The following is a 20,795-nucleotide window of genomic DNA, read 5'->3' on the forward strand; positions in this document are numbered from 1 at the left end:
CAAATCATCAAGTATCCGAACTATATGACGAAACACATTGTCGCAAGGCCACAGTTCGGGCAGATCGCCGCTTTCCGCGCCAATCCGCGCGACTGCTATTCCGTCGCGATGGCGGTTTCCACATTGCTCGGATCGACGCGGCGCGAGAGGCCGGCGGCGAGCTTGTCGTGATCGAGCTCCTTCTCCCACCAGGCGACGACGATGGCGGCGACGCCATTGCCGCAAATATTGGTGAGCGCGCGACACTCGCTCATGAATTTATCGACGCCGATGACGATGCCTATGCCCGGCGCGAGGCGCGGATCGATGGAGGAGAGCGTCGCGCCGAGCGTGATGAAGCCCGCCCCTGTCACGCCGGATGCGCCCTTGGATGTCAGCATGGCCACAGTGAGAATGACGAATTGCTGGCCCGCCGTCAGCTCCACGCCCAGCGCCTGAGCGATGAACAGGCTGGTCAGCGTCATATAGATGTTGGTGCCGTCGAGATTGAAGGAATAGCCGGTCGGCACCACGAGGCCGACGACCGATTTCGAGCAGCCGAGGCGCTCGAGCTTCTCCATCAGCTGCGGCAGCGCGCTCTCCGACGATGACGTGCCGAGCACGATCAGCAATTCGTCGCGAATATAGGCGAGGAAGCGCAATATATCGAAGCCGACGATGCGGGCGACGAGGCCGAGCGCGACGACGACGAACAATATGGAGGTGAGATAGAAGGAGCCGACCAGCCAGGCGAGGCTCCACAGCGCGTCGGAGCCATATTTGCCGACTGTGTAGCCCATGGCGCCGAAAGCGCCGATCGGCGCAGCCTTCATCACAATGGCGATGACGCCGAACATGGCGTGGCCCGCCTCGTCGATGAAGCCGCGCAGCGCCCTGCCCCGCTCGCCCAGCGCCATCAGCGCGAAGCCGAACAGGATGGAGAACAGCAGCACCTGCAGAATATCGCCTTTGGCAAAGGCGCCGATGACGCTGTCGGGAATGACGCCGAGCACGAATTCGACCGGCGTGCGCTGCGCGGCGGGCTCGAGATATTTGGCGACGGCGGCAGGGTCCGCCTTGCCGGAAAAACCTTCGCCCGGCCGCAGCACATTGCCGACGAGGAGCCCGAGCGCCAGAGCGACGGTCGAGACCACCTCGAAATAGACCAACGCCTTAATGCCGACGCGGCCGACCTTGGCGGCGCTCTCGAGATGAGCGATGCCGGAGACGATGGTGCAGAAGATGATCGGCGCGATCACCATTTTGATGAGATTGACGAAGCCCTTGCCCATCGCCTCCATCCAGGGGCTCTGAGCGATGTCGGGAAAATAGACGCCGAGCAGCGCGCCGAGCACGATCGCCGCGAGCACCTGGAGGTAGAGGCTATGCGCGTTTTTGCGCGGCGGCGCCTCGGCAATGGCGGCTGCGGTCAATTTTGGTCCCTCTCTCCAGCTTTTCGGTCGACTGTTCCTAGACCTGGAGAAGAGAGCCGGCAATGGCAAGCCGAGACCGGCCGCTCACGCGCTCACCATATCGAGCCGCATCAGCGTTCGCGCATCGAGCGTCAGCGTCAGCGCGCCGAAAATCTCCTCGAGCTGAGCGACGCTCGTCACGCTGACGATCGGCGCTGTGACGCCGGGCTGGGCCAGCAGCCAGGCGATGGCGATCTGCGCCGGCGTGGCGCGAAATTGCGCGGCGGCGCGGTCCAGCTCGCGCAAAATGTCAAGGCTGCGCTCATCGAGAACGCCCGCGACGACGGCGCCGCGCGCCGCGCCGACCGTGTCCTCCATGGAGCGATATTTGCCGGTGAGAAAGCCCGCCTCCAGCGCCCGAAAGGGGATGACGCCAATGTCCTCCGCGAGGCACAGGCGGCGCAGATCGCCCTCGTAATAGGCGCGGGTGACGAGATTGTAATGCGGCTGCAGGCAGGAGAAGAGCGGCAATCCATGGGCGCGCGCGGCCGCCAGCGCCTCGGCGAGGCGCGGCGCCGAATAATTGGAGGCGCCGATTGCGCGCACCTTGCCACTCTGGATGAGCCTCGCGAAGGCTTCCAGCGTCTCCTCGAAGGGCGTCGCCGTATCGTCGAAATGCGCCTGATAGAGATCGATGCGATCGGTCCGCAGACGGCGCAGCGAGTCCTCGGCCGAGCGGATGATATGCGCGCGGGAGAGGCCCTTGCCCACATTGGGCATGGCGCCGCCGAGCTTGGTGGCGATCAGCACGCGCTCCCGCTTGCTCGTCGCCTTCAGCCAATCGCCGATGATCGTCTCGGACTCGCCGCCGCTATGGCCGGGAACCCAGGTGGAATAAGTGTCGGCCGTGTCGAGCAGCGAGAAGCCGCGATCGACGAAAGCGTCCAGAATGGCGCAGGAGGCCGCCGCATCGGCCGTCCAGCCGAAGACGTGGCAGCCGAGCACGAGCGGCGCGCAGGCGAGGCCCGAGCGACCTAGCCGACGATGCTCCATCGAAACGCTCCGCTTCCGGCTCGAATTAGCAGTTGCTGTAATCTTCCGGGGCGATGCGGACGTGCATGCCGTCGAGGCTCGAGTCGAACTTCATCTGGCAGGCGAGACGCGAATTGATCTGACGATTGGCGGCCTTGGACAGCATGATGGCTTCGGCCGGCTCCATGGGAGGCATGGCGACGCCTTCGGGCAGATCGACATAGATTTGGCAGGTGGCGCAGGTGCAGCTGCCGCCGCATTCGGCGACCAGCTCCTCGACGCCGGATTTGCGGATCAGCTTCATCATCGTCGCGCGATCCTTGCCGGCGATCTCCGACCGTGTCCCGTCGCGCGTTTCGAGCGTGAATTTCGTCATCGTCACTGTCCGAGCTTCAAGGAGAGCAAATCCGCGCTCACGGGATGGCGGCTCGCCACATTTCCATCGCGCGCCATGCGGGTCGTGGCGAGGCCTGCCGTCTGGGCGGCGTCCAGCTCCTCCTCATTCTCCGACAGCACGAGCGCCGAGCCGGGCGACAGGCCCAGATTTTCGCAGAGATCGCGATAGGAGCCGGGCTCGATCTTCTGGCCGAGCGTGGTGTCGAAAAAGCCCTCGAACAGGGCCGTCACCTGCTCGGAGGAGGAATGGCTTAGCAGCAGCTTCTGCGCCAATTCCGAATTGGAGGAGTAGACGAAGAGGCGAATCCCGGCGGCGGCCCAGGCCGAGAGACAGCCGGCGACATCCGGGTAGAGTTCCGCCGCGAGGGAGCCGGCCGCATAGGCCTCCTGCCAGATGAGGCCCTGAATGACCTTCAGCGGCGTCGCCTTGCGGCCCTGCTTCATCCAGCGCAGCAGCAGAGATTCAGCCTGGGTGGGATCGAGCTCATAACCGCCCATGAGGCGCCCGGTCTCCTCCAGCGCCTCCTCAACCTCCTCATCGGAGGCGTGCTCGTCGATATAGCCGCCGAGCCGCGTGGCCGCGAGCGGCAGCAGCGTGTCGTTCATGAAGGTCATGGGCAGGACCACGCCTTCGAGATCGATCAGGACGGCGCGGATGGGCTCGCTCATCGCGCCGCCTCCGCCGCGCAGAATTGTCCGAATAACGCCATCGAAGCGCGAGCCTTTCCCGGTTGTTTCGGGAACGGAGGCATGATTTGTGCCGCGCCCTGCTCGAGGCTGTGGATTACTGCGCCGCAGCATGGCAAGAAGGGCGCGAGGGCGTAAGATCGCGCGCCCGTCTGCCCCCTCCCTCACCCTCCCCCGCTCTGCGGGAGAGGGAGGCGGCAAACGCTACGCGAAACCTCGACGAAGCGCCGAATCTGCCCCCTCTCCCGCGCAGCGGGCGAGGGTTGGGGAGGGGGCCAACCCGCCGCTCCAGTTCTGGTCGTGCCCATGCGAAGCTCGAAAAAATCCGCCGTCCAAGCCTCTCTCGACGAGCTGTTCGACGGCAAGGTGATCTCCATTCGCGGCGCGCGCGAGCATAATCTCAAGAATGTCGATCTCGTCATTCCGCGCGACAAGTTCGTCGTCTTCACCGGCCTCTCGGGCTCGGGCAAATCCTCGCTCGCCTTCGACACGATTTATGCGGAGGGCCAGCGCCGCTATGTCGAGTCGCTCTCCGCCTATGCGCGGCAATTCCTCGAGATGATGCAGAAGCCGGACGTCGATCAGATCGACGGCCTCTCGCCCGCCATCTCCATCGAGCAGAAGACGACGTCGAAAAACCCGCGCTCCACCGTCGGCACGGTAACGGAGATTCACGATTACATGCGCCTGCTTTGGGCGCGCGCGGGCATTCCCTATTCGCCGGCGACGGGCCTGCCGATCGAGAGCCAGACCGTCTCGCAAATGGTCGATCGCGTGCTGGCGCTGCCGCAGGGAACGCGCCTCTATCTGCTGGCTCCAGTCGTGCGCGGCCGTAAGGGCGAATATAAAAAAGAGATCGCCGATTATACCAAGCGCGGCTTTCAGCGCTTGAAGATCGACGGCGTCTATTACGAAATCGCCGACACGCCGCCGCTCGACAAAAAACTGAAGCACGATATCGACATTGTCGTCGATCGCATCGTCGTGCGCTCCGACATTGCGGCGCGCCTCGCCGATAGTTTCGAGACGGCGCTGGAACTCGCCAATGGCCTCGCGGTGGTGGAATTCGCGGACAGCAAGCCTGCGAGCGCCGATGCGCCCGCCGCTGCGACGCCGGCCGCCTACGCCTCCACCCATTATGCGGCGGATCACATCGTCTTCTCGTCGAAATTCGCCTGCCCTGTCTCCGGCTTCACCATTTCCGAGATCGAGCCGCGGCTCTTCTCCTTCAACAATCCCTTCGGCGCCTGCCCCGTCTGCAGCGGCCTCGGCCAGGAGCAGGTGATCGATCCCGATCTCGTGGTTCCCGATCCCAAGCTCTCGCTGCGCAAAGGCGCCATCGCGCCTTGGGCGAAATCCTCCTCGCCCTATTATGGGCAAGCGTTGGAGTCGCTCGGCCGTCACTATAAATTCCGCATGGACACGCCGTTCGAGAAGCTCGACCAATCCGTGCGCGACGTGCTGCTGCATGGCTCCGGCAAGGAGGAGATCCGCTTCTCCTATGACGATGGGGCACGCGCCTATGATGTGAAGAAGCCTTTCGAAGGCGTCGTCGCCAATCTGCAGCGCCGCTTCCTGGAGACGGACAGCGAATGGGCGCGCGAGGAGATCGGCCGCTATATGTCGGCCGAGCCTTGCAAGGCGTGCCTGGGCTATCGCCTGAAGCCGGAAGCGCTCGCCGTGAAGATCGACATGCGCCATATCGGCGAAGTGTCGGACCTCTCCGTGCGCGCGGCGCTCGATTGGTTTCGCGCTCTGCCGGAGAAGCTCGACGCCAAGCGCAATGAGATCGCGCATCGCATACTAAAAGAGATACGCGATCGCCTCACCTTCCTCGTCGATGTCGGCCTCGATTATCTGACGCTCTCGCGCGCCTCCGGCACTTTGTCCGGCGGCGAGAGCCAGCGCATTCGCTTGGCGTCGCAGATCGGCTCCGGCCTCACCGGCGTGCTCTATGTGCTGGACGAGCCGTCGATCGGTCTGCATCAGCGCGACAATGATCGGCTGCTCGACACGCTGCGGCGGCTGCGCGATCTCGGCAATAGCGTCATTGTCGTCGAGCATGACGAGGACGCCATTCTCTCCGCCGATTATGTCGTCGACGTCGGCCCCGGCGCCGGCGTGCATGGCGGCCATATCGTCTCCAAAGGCGCGCCGCAGGAGATAATGGACGATGCGAATTCGCTCACCGGCCAATATTTGACCGGCGCTCGCCAAGTGACCCTGCGCCATGCGCTGCGCAAGCCCGACCCCGGCCGCTGGCTGAAGATTTCCGGCGCGCGCGGAAACAATCTGAAAAATGTCGAGGCGAAGATTCCCTTGGGCCTCTTCACCGCCGTCACCGGCGTCTCCGGCGGCGGCAAATCCACGCTGGTGATCGAGACACTGTACAAAGCGGTGGCGCGGCGCCTCAACAATGCGCATGAGCATCCGGCGCCTTTCGACAAGATCGACGGGCTCGAGCATATCGACAAGATCATCGATATCGACCAATCGCCGATCGGCCGCACGCCGCGCTCCAATCCTGCGACCTACACGGGCGCCTTCACGCCGATCCGCGAATGGTTCGCCGGCCTGCCGGAGGCGAAGGCGCGCGGCTATGCGCCGGGGCGCTTCTCCTTCAATGTGAAGGGCGGACGCTGCGAAGCCTGCCAGGGCGACGGCGTCATCAAGATCGAGATGCACTTCCTCCCCGACGTCTATGTCACTTGCGACGTCTGCAAGGGCAAGCGTTACGATCGCGAGACGCTGGAGGTGAAATATCGCGAGAAGTCCATCGCCGATGTGCTCGACATGACGGTGGAGGAAGCGGCGATCTTGTTCAAAGCCGTGCCGGCGATCCGCGACAAGATGGAGACGCTAAAGCGCGTCGGCCTCGATTATATTCGCGTCGGGCAGCAGGCGACGACTCTCTCCGGCGGCGAGGCGCAGCGCGTGAAGCTGGCCAAAGAGCTGGCGCGCCGCTCCACCGGCCGCACGCTGTACATTCTCGACGAGCCGACGACCGGCCTGCATTTCCACGATGTCGCGAAACTGCTCGAGGTGCTGCACGAGCTCGTCGATCAGGGCAATAGCGTCGTCGTCATCGAGCATAATCTCGAGGTCATCAAGACGGCCGATTGGATCATCGATCTCGGACCCGAGGGCGGCGACGGCGGCGGCGAGATCGTGGCCGCCGGACCGCCCGCCGAGATCGTCGCGGCGAAGCGCAGCCATACGGGACGCTATCTCGCCGAAGTGCTGAAACGCCGCCCGCCGCGCGCGGAGAAAACCAAGGCGGCGAAAGCGGAGAAAGAGGCGCCCGCGCCCAAGCGCAAGCGCGCCGCGCAGGAGCAGTGAGCGCCGGCGCGCGCCGTTGCGCGGCTGAAGCCTCGCGGTCCGAGCCGCGCTCTGGACCGCGAGCCTTCTGGCTCGCATGCCCTCAGCGCTTCGCTTCGCGGGCCGCGAAATAGGAGTCGATCTTCTCGCGCATCTCGCGCAAAAAGCGCTCCTCGCCGAAGCCGAGCGCATGGGCGCGAATGCGCTCGGGCGAGAATTCCATGCGCTCGCAGCGCGTCACCGCCTCGCTCAGCGCTTCGACCGTCTGCGTATCGAAGAAGACGCCTGTCTCATTCTCGACAACGGTCTCCGTCGCGCCGCCGCGGCGGAAGGCGACCACCGGTCGGCCGCTCGCCATCGCCTCGAGCGGCACGATGCCGAAATCTTCCTCACCCGGAAAGATCAGCGCGCGGCAGCTTGAATAATGCCGCGCCAGAACGTCGAAGGGCTGCGGGCCGAGCACCGACACCGTCGGGCCGGCGCGGCGCCGGATCGCGTCCAGATTGGAGCCGCCGCCGATGACGACGAGCTTTTTGCCCATGGCGTTGAAGGCGTCTATGGCGAGATCGGGCCGCTTATAGCCGACGAGCTCGCCGACCATCAGATAATAATCGCCGACTTCATCCGCAGGCGCGATCGAGAAGGCGTCGGAGGAGACCGGCGGATGCACGACATCGGCGGAGCGGCGATAATAGCGCTCGACGCGTTGCGCGACTGTCGCGGAATTGGCGATGAAATGATCGACGCGCGTCGCCGACAAAGCATCCCAATTGCGCAGATAATGCGCCAAAAGCGGCATCAGCAGGCGCGTTAGACGGCCCGATTCCTCGCGATATTCGTGGTACATGTTCCACAAATAGCGCATGGGCGAATGGCAATAGCAGACATGCAGCGCCTCCGGCGGCGGGATGATCCCCTTGGCCGGCCCGGACTCGCTCGAGATGACGAGATCATAGCCGCGCAGATCGAGCTGCTCGCAGGCGAGCGGCATGAAGGACAGATATTGCCGATAATATTTTGTCGCACGCGGCAGAGATTGGATGAAGCTGGTCTTGATCGGGCGCGAAAGGATCGTCTGCGAGACGGCGGCCGGATCGATCACATGGGTGAAGAGATCGGCCTGCGGATAGAGCCGTATCAGTGCTTCGACGACCTTCTCACCGCCGCGCATGCCGACGAACCAATAGTGAACGATCGCCACGCGCATTTATTTTCCCACCTCGACCCTCGGACAGAAGCGCGGGAGCGCGCAAATGACGAAGCCGGGCATGAGCCCGGCTTCGAGAATACAGTCGAAGTCATTAACATCCCGTGAGGGATCGCGCGCTCAGCTCTTGAGTGGCGTCTCCGGGACGCTGCGCGGACGCGCGCTGGCGCTGCGCGGCGCCGGCTCGGCCTTGCCTGCATCCTTGCCGCCGTCGCCGTCCTTCGCCTTGCGGCTCTTGCGCGGCTCGGCGCTGCTCTCCGCCGCCGACGCGCGCTTCTTGCCGGCCTCGACAATGTCGCGCTCGGGACGCGGAAGCACCGGCCCCTCGGGGAAGACGAAGCTCAGCGTCTTGGCGCCGCTGTCATCCGTCACCACCACCACGCGCACCGCGCCGCCATTCTTCAGCCGGCCGAAGAGAACCTCGTCAGCGAGCGGCGTCTTGATATGCGTATGGATGACGCGTCCCATGGGACGCGCGCCCATGGCCTGGTCATAGCCATGCTCGACGAGCCAGGACCGCGCCTCGTCGGAGAGCTCGATCGTGACATTGCGGTCGGCGAGCTGCGCCTCGAGCTGCAGGATGAACTTGTCGACGACGCGGGCGATCACCTCCTCCGGCAGATGGCCGAAATGGACGATCGAGTCGAGACGATTGCGGAACTCCGGCGCGAAGAGGTGATTGATCGCGTCATTATCCTCCGCGCTATGCGTCTTGCCGCGGGTGAAGCCGATGGGCTTCTTGGCGAGATCGGCGGCGCCGGCGTTGGTCGTCATGATGAGGATCACATTGCGGAAGTCGATCTGCTTGCCATTGTGATCCGTCAGCTTGCCGTGGTCCATCACCTGCAGAAGGATGTTGAAGAGATCGGAATGCGCCTTCTCGATCTCGTCCAGCAGCAGCACGCAATGCGGATGCTGGTCGATGCCATCCGTCAGCAGGCCGCCCTGATCGAAGCCGACATAGCCGGGAGGCGCGCCGATGAGCCGGCTGACCGTATGGCGCTCCATATACTCCGACATGTCGAAGCGGATCAGCTCTATGCCCAGCGAGGTGGCGAGCTGGCGCGCCGCCTCGGTCTTGCCGACGCCGGTCGGGCCGGAGAAGAGATAGCAGCCGATCGGCTTCTCGGGATCGCGCAAGCCGGCGCGGGCCAGCTTGATCGCCGAGGTGAGCGCCGTGACCGCCTTGTCCTGCCCATAGACGACGCGCTTCAAGGTCTCGTCGAGATGGGCGAGCACCTCGGCGTCGTCCTTGGAGACGGTCTTGGCGGGGATGCGCGCCATCGTCGCGATGGTGGTCTCGATCTCCTTGAGACCGATCGTCTTTTTGCGCTTGGACTCCGGCACCAGCATTTGCGCCGCGCCGGTCTCGTCGATCACGTCGAGCGCCTTGTCCGGCAGCTTGCGGTCGTGGATGTAGCGGGCCGAGAGCTCCACCGCGGCCTTCAGCGCCTCGGTGGTGTAGCGGATCTTGTGGAACTCCTCGAAATAGGGCTTGAGACCCTTGACGATCTCCACCGCATCCGGGATCGATGGCTCATTGACGTCGATCTTCTGGAAGCGCCGCACCAGAGCACGGTCCTTCTCGAAATATTGGCGATATTCGCGATAGGTGGTCGAGCCGATGCAGCGCAGCGTGCCTTGGGCCAGCGCGGGCTTCAGCAGATTGGAGGCGTCCATCGCGCCGCCGGAAGTGGCGCCGGCGCCGATCACCGTATGGATCTCGTCGATGAAGAGGATCGCATTCTTATGCGCCTCTATTTCCTTGATAACCTGCTTCAGCCGCTCCTCGAAGTCGCCGCGATAGCGCGTGCCGGCGAGCAGCGTGCCCATGTCGAGCGCGAACACTGTCGCGCCGGCGAGCACCTCGGGAACCTCGTTCTGAATGATCTTGCGAGCGAGGCCTTCGGCGATGGCCGTCTTGCCGACGCCCGGATCGCCGACCAGCAGCGGATTGTTCTTCTGGCGGCGGCAGAGCACCTGCACGGTGCGTAGCACCTCCTGCTCGCGGCCGATCAGCGGATCGATGCGGCCGTCGCGCGCCTTGCGGTTGAGATTGACGCAATAGGCCTCGAGCGCGCCTTCCTTCTTGCGCTGCTCGCCCTCGCGGCCTTCCCTGCCCTCGCCCCGCTCCGCCTCGTCCTCGACGCCGCGCGGCGCGCGCGAGCCGTCCGAGAGGCCCGGCCGCTTGGCTATGCCGTGGCTGATGTAGTTCACCGCGTCATAGCGCGTCATATCCTGCTCCTGCAGGAAATAGACGGCGTGGCTCTCACGCTCGGCGAACAAGGCGACCAGCACATTGGCGCCGCTCACATCCTCGCGGCCGGAGGACTGCACGCTGATGATGGCGCGTTGCACGACGCGCTGGAAGCCGGCGGTCGGCTTGCAGTCGCCTGCCGATTCATTGACCAGATTGTCCAGCTCGTGATCGATATATTCGCGCAAATTTTTGGCGAGCAGATCGAGATCGACCGAGCAGGCGCGCAGCACGGCTGCGGCGTCCTGGTCGTCAATGAGGCTGAGGAGCAGGTGCTCCAAAGTCGCATATTCGTGGTGCCGCTCTCTCGCCGAGGCGAGCGCGCGGTCGAGTGACTGCTTCAGGTTGCGCGAGAATGTCGGCATCGATCGTCCGCCCTCACTTCTTTTCCATGATGCACTGAAGCGGATGCTGATGCTTGCGCGCATAGTCCATCACTTGCGTGACTTTCGTCTCCGCCACCTCATAGGTGTAGACGCCGCATTCGCCGACGCCGTGATTATGCACGTGCAGCATTATCCGAGTGGCTTCTTCCAGGCTCTTGTTGAAATATTTACGCAGAACGATGACCACGAACTCCTGGGTCGTGTAGTCGTCGTTGAGCAACAAGACGCGATACATATTGGGCCGCCGCGTCTGCGTCCGCGTGCGGGTGATCAGCGCCGTTCCCGACCCCGGCCCACCGTCGCCGCCGCCTTTGCGAGGCTCTTTCCCGCCCGCGTGGGGAGGCCCGCCGTCGGCGTCCATTGCGGACGCGAACCGGCTGTCGAGCGTAAGATCATCGATCACGGTCACCTCGGCTTTCCTCATTCCCCTTTCCGATGTTTCGCCCGCGAAAGGCCCGGCTGACATCTGCGTAGCATTCTCTGTGCCGCGTGCCCCTGGTCGGCTTTCGCGGCGCCGTCGAAGCGGGGTAGCGCCGAGTTTTCTTTCTCGCGGGAGCATTGGCAAGACCCGAAAAGCTGAAACGGTTGAAAAAAGTCCGAGGCGAGCCCCGGGCGGCGCCTCGGTCGCGCCCCGTCCTTCGACAATCCGCCTAGGACATAATGTGCCGCGGCGGGCGAACAAGTGAGTGCGCCGCGGCGGCGCATTCGGCTCCCGACGCGGTTTCCAAAAGGCGCCGCCAATGTCGCGATTCCGCCCCGCGGCGGCGCGTCGCATCCGTCTACTTATTGAAAACCATGAGCGTAAACGCGTCCTTTACCCACGGCGCCTACTGTCGCGCTCACGCAAATGCAAGGCGCGCGATTGAAAAGAGGCGCGAATGTCGATGCTCGATCGGTTTCGGCGGGACACGGCGGGTAGGCTCGTCGAAAAAGTTGCCTTGGGGTCGGCCGTGCTGGCGCTCGCCTGCGTGCTCGGGGCCAATCTGCTGTCGGCAAAGTTACAAAACGGCGAGCTGCCGCTCCTCGCTTTTGTCCATAAGGAAGAGCGCGGCCGCGCGCAGCTCGCGGCGGCGCAGCCGAGCATGACGACTCAGATCGTGCATCGCATCGGCTTCGTCGGGGTCGATCACGCCGCCACCGGCTCGATCGCGCCGGGCCAAAAAGCCGTCGCGCCGGTCTCCCCCTGCGGCGGGGAGCCCAAATAAGGCGAAGCTTCAACGAAAACATCCGCAGCGGCGCGGCGCCGCTCGCGATGGCTCCGAGTCAAATTCATTGACATCCGGCGCATTCGGCTTCAAGCATGGCGCGCGTCTTGCTCCCTAGATCGTCGAGCAGAACGCCAGCGGACATAACCGTCGATTTGCGACGGCCCGCCTCTCGAGGACGACGCGCGCCCCCGCGGCATTCGCGCGCCCTTCCCTTGCCAGATGTCATGAAAGCCGCGACCAGGACCATTGATGAACTTCGACGAACTCGGCCTTTCCCAAAAGGTCCTCGCGGCCGTTGAGGCGTCCGGCTACACCCAGCCCACGCCCATTCAGGAACAGGCCATTCCCCCCGCGCTGCAGGGGCGCGATATTCTGGGCATCGCCCAGACGGGCACCGGCAAGACGGCGGCGTTCACGCTTCCCATGCTGTGCCGCCTCGAGCAGGGCCGCGCCCGCGCGCGAATGCCGCGCACGCTGATTCTGGAGCCGACGCGCGAGCTCGCGGCGCAGGTCGAGGCGAGCTTCGCCAAATATGGCGCAAATCATAAGCTCAATGTCGCGCTTCTGATCGGCGGCGTCTCCTTCGGAGATCAGGAAGCCAAGATCATGCGCGGCGCCGACGTTCTGATCGCGACGCCCGGCCGCCTGCTCGACTTCTTCGACCGCGGCAAGCTGCTGCTGACGAACATCGAGATTCTCGTCATCGACGAGGCGGACCGCATGCTCGACATGGGCTTCATCCCGGACATAGAGCGCGTCTGCAAGCTGGTGCCTTTCACGCGGCAGACCTTGTTCTTCTCCGCGACGATGCCGCCGGAGATCACGCGCCTCACCGAGGCGTTCTTGCACAATCCCGTACGAGTCGAGGTCGCGCGCGCCTCGACGACGGCGGCGACGATCCGCCAGGCGCTGGTCGCCACCCATGGCCACGCCGAGAAGCGCGAGACCTTGCGACGGATCATCCGCGGCGCGGATAATTTCAAGAACGCGATCATCTTCTGCAATCGCAAGCGTGACGTCGCGATCCTGCATCGCTCCCTGGACAAGCACGGCTTCTCCGCCGGCGCCCTGCATGGCGACATGGACCAGCTCGCCCGCATGGCCTCGCTCGACGCCTTCAAGAATGGCGACGTCAATCTTCTCGTCTGCTCGGACGTCGCGGCGCGCGGCCTCGATATTCCCGACGTCAGCCATGTCTTCAATTTCGACGTGCCGACGCATAGCGAGGACTATGTCCATCGCATCGGCCGCACGGGCCGCGCCGGCCGTTCCGGCACGGCCTTCACCCTCGTCACCGACGACGATCGCAAATATCTCGATCAGATCGAGACGCTGATCGGCAATAAGATCGATTGGGAAGGCCCCGGCCTCCACGAGCTGCCGCCACCGTCCGAGGCGCCGGCGCGCGAATCGCGCGGCCGCGGACGCAGCGCGCGCGGCGGCGAGCGTGGCGGCCGCCGTTCATCGGCGGAGCGCGAGCCGCGCCGCGAGGCTCGGCCGGAGCGCGAGCCCAGACGCGAGCGTGAGCCCCGGCCCGAGCGGGAGCCGCGGCCCGAGCGGGAGCCGCGGCAAGAACGCGAGGCCCGGCCAGAGCGGGAGCCGAGACATGAGCGCGAGGCGCGCCCTGCGCGCCCCCGTCCCGAGCGGCCGCCGACCTATGGCGATCGCCGTGACCGCCGGCCGACGACGCGCCAGCATGAGGATGACGGGCCGCCGGTCATCGGCCTCGGCGACCATATTCCGTCCTTCCTGCTTCGCCCCGTGGTGCTGAAGCCGGCCAAGGTCGGCGACGAATAATCCAGCATGCAAGCGTGGAGGCGCCGCTCAGCCGATGAGCGCCTCCTCCACGAGATCGAGCATATGCTCTATGTCTGGATCGGCGTGAACGTCGCCGGACGGCTCAATGCGGACCATGGGAATTCCCTGCGAGCAATGGCGCAGACAGCTGCGCCTCACGCAGGCGATCTCGCCGGCGGAAATCCCTTTGCCGAAATCGATATCGAGCGCCGCGCTCAAGCGTTCATGCAGCGCGCTCCCGCGTCCCTCGCGGTCGCAGACGTCGCCGACGCAGACGACGAAGCGGATCAGCGGCGGCTCGGTCATTTCATTCCTCTCGCTCTGAGCCCGGCCGAAGCAATCTTCATGTCGTCGTGGTGAATAAGCGGCGCGCATTTCAGGCGCGGTGATACGGGTGTCCAGACAGAATTGTCGTCGCCCGATAGATCTGCTCGGCGACGAGGATTCGCACGATCTGATGCGGCAGCGTCATGCGCCCGAAGGAAAAGACCGCGCCGGCCTTCTCCCGCACGGCGGGCGACAGCCCCTCGGAGCCGCCGATCGCGAACCATAGCGATTTTACGCCATTGTCCCTGTCGCTCGCGACCATGGCCGCGAAATCGGCGCTGCTGGCCGGCTTGCCGCGCTCGTCGAAGACGACGAGCTTTCCCCCCGCCGGCAGAGCGGCGAGCAGGCAATCGCCTTCCTGCGCCATGCGCTCGGCCGGATTGCGCGCCCGGCTCTCGTCGATTTCCAGGAGATCGAGGCCCGTGAGCCCAATATTTCGCATCGCCGCGACGCGGGCGGCGTAACGTGCGTAGAGCTCGCGCTCCGGGCCGGCCTTGAGCCGCCCGACACAGAGAATTCCGAGACGCATGTCCTCTTACGGACATTCGCGCTCCGGCGAATGCCGTCCTGTCCCGTTTCGCCCTCGGGCGTTCAGACCGCGCGCAGCTCGCTCGGCCGCGCGCCGCCCCACATTTTCTCGAGGTTGTAGAACTGGCGCACCTCGGGCCGGAAAATGTGGACAATGACGTCGCCCGCGTCGATCAGCACCCAGTCGCACTGCGGCAGACCCTCGACGCGCGGCGCGACGAGACCAGCCTCCTTGCAGGCTTTGAGCACTCTGTCGGCGATGGCGCCGACATGCGTGGTGGAACGGCCGGTCGCGATGACCATGTCATCGGCGATCGTCGTCTTGCCGCGCAGATCGATGGAGATGACGTCCTCGGCCTTGGAGTCGTCGAGGCTCGTGAGGACTTTTTCGGCGATGGAGCCGGCGATCTGGCCGATCGGCCCGGAAGCCGGCTGAGACGGCGCGCGCGCCGCCCCGGGAAGACTTGTCGTCAGCTTGTGACCCTCATGCTTCGCGGCGCTGGCGCCGCGCCTTTCAAGATGTGCCGTTTTGAGCCCGAATGCAACCGCGCAAAAACGAAAGCGCGCGGCCAAGGCTGCGCCCGCCCGCGGCCTTCGCCCCGAGACATCGACGTAAGCTTTTATTAATCATCGAAAAAGGCGGAAAGACGCGCGGCCCGCGCCTCCGCCGCAGGCAGAAAAAAACCCGGCGAGAACGCCGGGTTTTGAGAGTGGGCCCCGGCCCATCGGGAGGTGGGAGGAACCTCAAAGCCGGAACGATTTGGAGCCTACCCGATTCCTCGTCGCTGCGCCCGGCATAAAAGGTCGCATTTGTCCAGGCCTGGCCGGGAAAAGCGCCGGCACGGCCCCGGTTCAGCGCCGCCCGAGCGGGCGGGGCCGACGAGCGCGATTCGCCAGCGCCCACAAATTCAATCCGCTAAATTCTGCGACCAGGGCCGACCGGCGCGCCTGTGCTAAAAATGTCACATAGGCGAAGATTTTGCAGCAGCGCCCGACGGAAGGCTCAGGGGACGAGCACGAGCGCCCCTGTCGTGCGCCGCGCCTCGAGGTCGGCATGGACGAGAGCGGCGTCCTCGAGCCGAAAAAGCGCCGGCCGCTCGAGCCGCAGCACGCCCTTCTTGATCGCGCGCACCACATCCTTGGTCATTTTGTCATAGTCTTTGCGCCGCGCGATATGGGCGAAGAGCGAGGGCCGCGTCGCGAAGAGCGAGCCCTTCTGCGACAGGAGATTGATGTCGAAAGCCTCGATCTTGCCGGAGGCGGAGCCATAGCTGACGAAAAGTCCGAAAGGCTTCAGGCAATCGAGCGAGGCGGGAAAAGTGTCGCGGCCGACGCCGTCATAGACGACATCGCAGAGCTTGCCGTCGGTGATCTCGCGCACCGCGGCGGCGAAATCCTCGCTGCGATAGAGAATCGTATGCACCGCCCCGGCCTCCTTGGCGATCTTCGCCTTCTCCTCGTCGCCGACGGTGGCGATCACATGCGCGCCCAGCGCGCTTCCCCATTGGCAGAGCAATTGGCCGACGCCGCCGGCGCCCGCATGCACGAGAATCCGGTCCCCCTCTTTCACCTTGTAGGTTCGCCGCAGCAGATATTGCGCCGTGAGCCCTTTGAGCATCATCGAGGCGCCGGTCTCGAAGGAGAAGGATTTCGGCAGCCTCGCCAATGAGGCGGCGGGAATATTGCGCGCCTCCGCATAGCCGCCGAGCGGTCCGACATAGGCGACGCGATCGCCGATCTCGAATTCATCGACGCCCTCGCCGAGCGCGACCACCTCGCCCGCGCCCTCGAAGCCGGGGGTGAAGGGAAGCGTCGAAGGATAGGCGCCTGTGCGCAAATAAATATCGATGAAATTGACGCCGATCGCCCGCTGGACGATCTGCGCCTCGCCCGGACCCGGCGGCGGCAGCTCGACATCCTCATAGCGCAGAACCTGCGGCCCGCCCGTCTCATAAATGCGAATGGCCTTCACCATGATCGTCTCCAAAATAATCCCGCCCGCCTCTTCGCAAAAATCCACGCCGATTGCGACCGGGGATTGACGCTCGGGACGATTTGCGCGCTCCCGACGACATATCGCAATCCGGGAGGAACGAGCGCGCTTCGACGATCTCGGCTTGCGCCCTTCGCCCTCAATAGAGCTTCACGCGTAAGCTCGCGCCGAAAGTACGCGGGCGATCCTGAAGATTGACGCTCGCCGGCGTGGTCGAGCTGCCCGGCGACCATGCAGTCACATAACGCGTGTCGAAGACATTCTTGGCCCAGAGCGAGAGGCTGTAGCTCTCGTCGTCGGCGCGCAAGCCGACGCCCGCGTCCACCAGCGAATAGGCCGCCTGCCAATATTGCAGCACGGAGTGCGGATCGGTCAGCTGGGTTTTGTCCTGCCAGGAGACATTGACATAGCCGAAAGCGGAGACCGGCTGCCGGGCCCATTCCGCGTCCACGCCCTGAAACACCGAGCCGAGCGGATGCCGATAATCGGCGCCGATGTTGAACGCCCATTTCGGAAGCCCTGTCCAGCGCGTGTTCGACAATGACAATGTCAAAGGCGCGGACAAGAACCCCGCCGGCGCATTGGCGGGCGTCGACCAGGTCCAGTCCGCCGGCGGCGCGGCCTGATCGTAGTCGAGATAACGCGCCTCCGTATAGGCGCCGCTGGCGTTGAGCCACAATCCCTCGAGCGCGTTCCAGCGGCCGCTGAACTCGACGCCGCGCAGTCGAACGTGCGGCACATTGCCGAGATAGGTGAAGCGGATCGGCTGGCCGGCCGCGTCGGTCAGGCTCGTGTCGGTGAAATTGGCCTGAAAGTCGAAAATATCGGTCCAATAGAAATTGACGTTGGCGAAGACGGCGCCGTCGAGCCAATTGGTCTTGAGGCCGAGCTCATAGTCCCAAGACACCTCGTTGCGCGTGACGATAGGCTGCCAGCCTTTGAAATCCGAGCCGGAAAGCAGCGGCCGCGCCGCCGTGTTGACCGCGCCGGCCTTCTCGCCGCGGCCGACGAGCCCATAGGCGAGAATATTCTCCGTCACCTTATATTGCGGGTTGAGCACGCCGGTGACGGCGTTGTTGCTCTTCTCGACTCCGCCCGTGTCGAATATTCCGGCGCCGCCTGCCTGACGCACCGCATTATAGACCTGAACGGCGGAGAAGCCGCCGCGCATCCCGGCGATCCAGGCGAAGTTCGAGCCGCCCTTCACCTCATAGCTGTCGCGCAGGCCAAAGGTCAGAGCGAGACGCTCGTCGAAATGATAGGTCGCCTGTCCAAAGACCGCGCCCTGAAATGTGATCGACTTGCCGTCGGTCTGCTGCGACGCGCCCGCGATAAGCCCCGGATTGAGATTGATATTGGCGCCGAACCATTGCGCCGCTTGGCTTCCATATTCCGTATGCGGCCCGGACCAGATCTTCTCGTGGAAGCCGAAGAGGCCGAAAGTCCATTCGAGCGGCTTGTCCTTGGCCGAGGCGAAGCGCAGCTCCTGCGAATATTGATCGACATACGTGTCAAAGGCGTTGCCGTCGATCTCGATCAGCTGATTGCCGAGCGGATTGTGCGTATGCACGACATTCTCGCCCCATGCGGTGATCGACGTCAGCGTGTGCTCGCCGAGCTGCCAATTCAATTCGTTCGACACATTCATTATGCGCAGAGACGTCTTACCCTGCCGCGTCTGATAGAATGTATAAGGATCGGCCGTGAGCATGACGCGCCCGAGCCTTGAGAACAGCGTTTGCGCATAGGTGCGGCCAAGCGTCCCATTGGCGAAGAGCGGCGCGGAATCGCCGATGACGCTCACCGTGTTCGGATTGGCGAACTGATATTCATTGTAGCTGGATCGGTTGAAGATCAGGCGGTCGGTGAAGGCGTCCCCGACGAAGAGTAATTGTCCGCGCACGCCCCAGCGATCATTGTCGTAATATTTCGCTCCCGAGACAGCGTCTCTTATCCAGCCGTCGCCCTGATCGAAATAGAAGGACACGCGATAAGCGAGCCGGTCGTCGACGATCGGCCCGGTCGTCGTCACCTTCTCGATGACGCGATTGTAATTCGCATAGCTCGTGTCGATGGTCGCGGAGCGCGCGAAGGACGGCAGATTGGTTCGGATGACGACATTGCCGACTGTGGTGTTCTTGCCAAAGGCGGTTCCCTGCGGTCCCAGTCCCAGTTCGAAGGATTCGACGTCGATATATTCCGCGCCCTGGAATGAGCCGTGCTTGTAGAACACGCCGTCGACGATGAAGCCCGTGTCCGATTCATAGCCATCGCCACCGCCCGCTCCACGACCGACTCCGCGTATCGCCGAATTCGGCGAACGATTCGGGCTGCCGCCGCTGTTCTCGCGATAATTCGGGACACGTCTCGCAAAATCCGACAATTGCTCCAGCCGCTGCGTCTCAGCCGCGCGGGAAGGGATCACGACGACCGGACGCGGCCGCTCCTGAGCCTTCTCCTCGCTCTTGGCTTCCGCTCCGACGGTCACATCCGCGATGGCGGCCTCCTGCGCGGCAGCGTCCGCGACTATGTGCGGCCAGAGAATCGCCCCGGCCGCGACGGTCGCCGCTAACGAGGCGCCCGACAATAAAGCATGCGTGAACCGAACGAACCCAGCCACAGCCCCCTCCACAATAACACTAACATACTAGATTAATATGATTAAATTTTTAGAGACGCAATCTCCGCCGCCGCGCGTCGACAATATACCTTTTAAATAATGACGAACCCATAAGCGAGCGCTCTAGCTCACCGGCCTCCGTCTCCAATAAGCATATAATTTTTATAGACTGCTGCTCAAACCCACTCCTCGTTTTCACCCCCTCGACCGAGGCTCCGAGGCTGCGACGCCGCGGCTCGCAGCGACGATTTCGTCCGCGACCGCCCTTGGTGTACAAGACGCAGGAAACGGAGACGCAACACATGGCCGAGACATTGGCGGGAAGCCCCACGATCGACACGCAAATTCTCGTCGCCGGGGCCGGCTCCACGGGCATAGCCGCCGCCCTCGCCTTCGCCAACGCCGGCTGGCGCGTGACGCTCGCCGGGCGCTTCCCCCCGCCTCTGCCCGGCCGCACCATCGCGCTGTTCGAGGCCTCGGTGCGCTTTCTCGATTCGATCGGCGTGCTGGAGAAAGTCCGCGCCGCCGCCTGCCCGATCGAGACGATCCAAATGATCGACGACACGGACCAGCTTCTCCCCGTGCCCGATCTCGTGATGCGCTCGGAGGAGATCGATCTTCCGGCCTTCGGGCTCAATGTCTCCAATGACGAGCTGACCGCCATTCTGCTCGAGCACGCCCGCGCGGCCGGGAGCTTCGAGATCATCGAGACCGACATCGCCGACTATGAGCTCGAGGAGAATGGCGCGACGGCGATCCTCGCCGATGGACGCCGCATCGCCGCCGATTTCATCGTGGCCGCCGATGGGCGCGGCAGCAAGGCGCGCGCCGCCGCCGGCATAGACACGAAGGAATGGACCTATCCGCAAGTGGCGCTCACCGCTCTGCTGCGCCACGAGCTGCCGCACGACAATGTCTCGACCGAGTTTCACACGCGCTCCGGGCCCTTCACTCTGGTGCCGCTGCCGCCGCGCGAGGGCGCGGAGCATCGCTCCAGCCTTGTCTGGCTGATGAGCCCGCGCGACGCCAAGCGCCGCCTCGCCAAGCCGCGCGACGAGCTGCAATACGAGATGGAGGATTATTCGCGCGAGAAGCTCGGCTCCATCACGATCGAGAGCGGCATAGGCGAGTTCCGCATGGGCGGGCTGCAAGTGTCGCGGCTGACGGCGCCGCGTCTCGCGCTGGTCGGCGAAACCTGCCATGTGTTTCCGCCGATCGGCGCGCAGGGCCTCAATCTCAGCCTGCGCGACGTCGCCGATCTCGAGGATTGCCTCGCCAGCGTCGATCTGCGCAATCCCAAGGAGCTTTCGCGCGCGCTATTGCGCTATGAGGCGCACCGCCGCGCCGACATCGGCTTCCGAACCCATGGCGTCGATCTGCTCAATCGCTCGCTGATCGTCCCCTATCTGCCGATCGACCTCATTCGCGGCGCCGGCTTCATCGCCATGACGGCGCTCGGCCCGCTGCGCCGCGCCGTGATGCGCGAGGGCGTGGCGCCGCATCTCGCGCAGCCGCGGCTGATGCGCGAGGAGGCGCCCAAGGAGCCTCGCATGCGCAGCAAGCGCCCGCGCGGCCCCGAGGCGCTGGTCGACGCCGCCAAAGGCGCCTTCGCCCATTTGCGCGAGACGGCTTCGCGCCTGGGCTGACG

General features: G+C 64.4%; 16 protein-coding genes. 4 read left to right on the top strand and 12 right to left on the bottom strand.

Going from position 1 to position 20,795, the window contains the following annotated elements; translation table 11 throughout:
- Positions 1 to 95: 95 nt before the first annotated feature.
- From dctA to mtnC, 4 genes are all read right to left on the bottom strand, one after another.
- Positions 96 to 1,412, bottom strand: coding sequence for a C4-dicarboxylate transporter DctA (gene dctA / locus ACT53T_RS17945; RefSeq protein WP_476162260.1), 1,317 nt, complete (start codon positions 1,410 to 1,412; stop codon positions 96 to 98).
- An 84-nt stretch (positions 1,413 to 1,496) separates the two neighbouring features.
- Positions 1,497 to 2,444: an aldo/keto reductase gene (locus ACT53T_RS17950; protein WP_476162261.1), complete on the bottom strand. Its 948-nt coding sequence runs from the start codon at positions 2,442 to 2,444 to the stop codon at positions 1,497 to 1,499.
- A 25-nt stretch (positions 2,445 to 2,469) separates the two neighbouring features.
- Positions 2,470 to 2,799 (bottom strand): 2Fe-2S iron-sulfur cluster-binding family protein, encoded by a 330-nt coding sequence (locus ACT53T_RS17955; RefSeq protein ID WP_018265658.1) that lies wholly within the window; start codon positions 2,797 to 2,799, stop codon positions 2,470 to 2,472.
- Between the two features lie 2 nt (positions 2,800 to 2,801).
- Positions 2,802 to 3,488 carry an acireductone synthase gene (gene mtnC, locus ACT53T_RS17960; protein ID WP_476162262.1) on the bottom strand — a complete coding sequence of 229 codons (687 nt, stop codon included), beginning with the start codon at positions 3,486 to 3,488 and terminating at the stop codon, positions 2,802 to 2,804.
- 324 nt (positions 3,489 to 3,812) lie between these two features.
- Between mtnC and uvrA the strand changes: the two genes are divergently transcribed.
- Positions 3,813 to 6,845 carry an excinuclease ABC subunit UvrA gene (gene uvrA / locus ACT53T_RS17965; RefSeq protein WP_476162263.1) on the top strand — a complete coding sequence of 1,011 codons (3,033 nt, stop codon included), beginning with the start codon at positions 3,813 to 3,815 and terminating at the stop codon, positions 6,843 to 6,845.
- Between the two features lie 82 nt (positions 6,846 to 6,927).
- Here the strand turns inward: uvrA and ACT53T_RS17970 are convergent, their stop codons facing one another.
- The 3 genes from ACT53T_RS17970 to clpS all read right to left on the bottom strand — a co-directional run bounded on the left by ACT53T_RS17970 (position 6,928) and on the right by clpS (position 11,035).
- Complete coding sequence (locus tag ACT53T_RS17970; RefSeq protein WP_476162264.1) at positions 6,928 to 8,031, bottom strand: glycosyltransferase; 1,104 nt, start codon at positions 8,029 to 8,031, stop codon at positions 6,928 to 6,930.
- A 120-nt stretch (positions 8,032 to 8,151) separates the two neighbouring features.
- On the bottom strand, positions 8,152 to 10,653 hold the full coding sequence (gene clpA, locus ACT53T_RS17975) for an ATP-dependent Clp protease ATP-binding subunit ClpA (protein WP_476162265.1): 2,502 nt from the start codon (positions 10,651 to 10,653) through the stop codon (positions 8,152 to 8,154).
- 13 nt (positions 10,654 to 10,666) lie between these two features.
- On the bottom strand, positions 10,667 to 11,035 hold the full coding sequence (clpS, locus tag ACT53T_RS17980) for an ATP-dependent Clp protease adapter ClpS (RefSeq protein WP_043332417.1): 369 nt from the start codon (positions 11,033 to 11,035) through the stop codon (positions 10,667 to 10,669).
- A gap of 517 nt (positions 11,036 to 11,552) precedes the next feature.
- On the opposite strand from clpS, the gene ACT53T_RS17985 reads away from it, so the two are divergent.
- On the top strand, positions 11,553 to 11,879 hold the full coding sequence (locus tag ACT53T_RS17985) for a hypothetical protein (protein WP_476162266.1): 327 nt from the start codon (positions 11,553 to 11,555) through the stop codon (positions 11,877 to 11,879).
- Positions 11,880 to 12,131: 252 nt separating this feature from the next.
- On the top strand, positions 12,132 to 13,679 hold the full coding sequence (locus ACT53T_RS17990) for a DEAD/DEAH box helicase (RefSeq protein ID WP_400768096.1): 1,548 nt from the start codon (positions 12,132 to 12,134) through the stop codon (positions 13,677 to 13,679).
- 27 nt (positions 13,680 to 13,706) lie between these two features.
- On the opposite strand, the gene ACT53T_RS17995 is transcribed toward ACT53T_RS17990, so the two are convergent.
- The 5 genes from ACT53T_RS17995 to ACT53T_RS18015 form a co-directional block, all read right to left on the bottom strand.
- The gene (locus ACT53T_RS17995) at positions 13,707 to 13,985 is read right to left on the bottom strand and encodes a (2Fe-2S) ferredoxin domain-containing protein (protein ID WP_018265666.1); all 279 of its coding nucleotides are present in this window, start codon (positions 13,983 to 13,985) and stop codon (positions 13,707 to 13,709) included.
- A gap of 70 nt (positions 13,986 to 14,055) precedes the next feature.
- Positions 14,056 to 14,535: a 23S rRNA (pseudouridine(1915)-N(3))-methyltransferase RlmH gene (gene rlmH, locus ACT53T_RS18000; protein WP_400768097.1), complete on the bottom strand. Its 480-nt coding sequence runs from the start codon at positions 14,533 to 14,535 to the stop codon at positions 14,056 to 14,058.
- Positions 14,536 to 14,597: 62 nt separating this feature from the next.
- Positions 14,598 to 15,107 carry a ribosome silencing factor gene (gene rsfS / locus ACT53T_RS18005; RefSeq protein WP_400768100.1) on the bottom strand — a complete coding sequence of 170 codons (510 nt, stop codon included), beginning with the start codon at positions 15,105 to 15,107 and terminating at the stop codon, positions 14,598 to 14,600.
- 430 nt (positions 15,108 to 15,537) lie between these two features.
- Positions 15,538 to 16,509, bottom strand: a complete 972-nt coding sequence (locus ACT53T_RS18010; RefSeq protein ID WP_476162267.1) for a quinone oxidoreductase family protein — start codon at positions 16,507 to 16,509, stop codon at positions 15,538 to 15,540.
- Positions 16,510 to 16,666: 157 nt separating this feature from the next.
- Positions 16,667 to 19,147: a TonB-dependent receptor gene (locus ACT53T_RS18015; RefSeq protein ID WP_476162268.1), complete on the bottom strand. Its 2,481-nt coding sequence runs from the start codon at positions 19,145 to 19,147 to the stop codon at positions 16,667 to 16,669.
- 302 nt (positions 19,148 to 19,449) lie between these two features.
- Here ACT53T_RS18015 and ACT53T_RS18020 point away from each other — a divergent pair, with 302 nt between their 5' ends.
- A complete protein-coding gene (locus ACT53T_RS18020) occupies positions 19,450 to 20,793 on the top strand; it encodes an FAD-dependent monooxygenase (protein WP_476162269.1) in 1,344 nt (447 codons plus the stop codon).
- Positions 20,794 to 20,795: the final 2 nt, after the last annotated feature.

It is taken from the genome of Methylosinus sp. DMC45 (genome assembly GCF_056313885.1).

What these genes read in the sequence shown, in the direction of transcription:
- mtnC (WP_476162262.1), bottom strand. Translation starts at nt 3,488, where the DNA reads ATGAGCGAGCCCATCCGCGCCGTCCTGATCGATCTCGAAGGCGTGGTC.
- rlmH (WP_400768097.1), bottom strand. Translation starts at nt 14,535, where the DNA reads ATGCGTCTCGGAATTCTCTGTGTCGGGCGGCTCAAGGCCGGCCCGGAG.
- ACT53T_RS17995 (WP_018265666.1), bottom strand. Translation starts at nt 13,985, where the DNA reads ATGACCGAGCCGCCGCTGATCCGCTTCGTCGTCTGCGTCGGCGACGTC.
- ACT53T_RS18010 (WP_476162267.1), bottom strand. Translation starts at nt 16,509, where the DNA reads ATGGTGAAGGCCATTCGCATTTATGAGACGGGCGGGCCGCAGGTTCTG.
- ACT53T_RS17950 (WP_476162261.1), bottom strand. Translation starts at nt 2,444, where the DNA reads ATGGAGCATCGTCGGCTAGGTCGCTCGGGCCTCGCCTGCGCGCCGCTC.
- ACT53T_RS18020 (WP_476162269.1), top strand. Translation starts at nt 19,450, where the DNA reads ATGGCCGAGACATTGGCGGGAAGCCCCACGATCGACACGCAAATTCTC.
- ACT53T_RS17970 (WP_476162264.1), bottom strand. Translation starts at nt 8,031, where the DNA reads ATGCGCGTGGCGATCGTTCACTATTGGTTCGTCGGCATGCGCGGCGGT.
- ACT53T_RS17990 (WP_400768096.1), top strand. Translation starts at nt 12,132, where the DNA reads ATGAACTTCGACGAACTCGGCCTTTCCCAAAAGGTCCTCGCGGCCGTT.
- ACT53T_RS17985 (WP_476162266.1), top strand. Translation starts at nt 11,553, where the DNA reads ATGTCGATGCTCGATCGGTTTCGGCGGGACACGGCGGGTAGGCTCGTC.
- ACT53T_RS17955 (WP_018265658.1), bottom strand. Translation starts at nt 2,799, where the DNA reads ATGACGAAATTCACGCTCGAAACGCGCGACGGGACACGGTCGGAGATC.
- clpS (WP_043332417.1), bottom strand. Translation starts at nt 11,035, where the DNA reads ATGGACGCCGACGGCGGGCCTCCCCACGCGGGCGGGAAAGAGCCTCGC.
- uvrA (WP_476162263.1), top strand. Translation starts at nt 3,813, where the DNA reads ATGCGAAGCTCGAAAAAATCCGCCGTCCAAGCCTCTCTCGACGAGCTG.
- clpA (WP_476162265.1), bottom strand. Translation starts at nt 10,653, where the DNA reads ATGCCGACATTCTCGCGCAACCTGAAGCAGTCACTCGACCGCGCGCTC.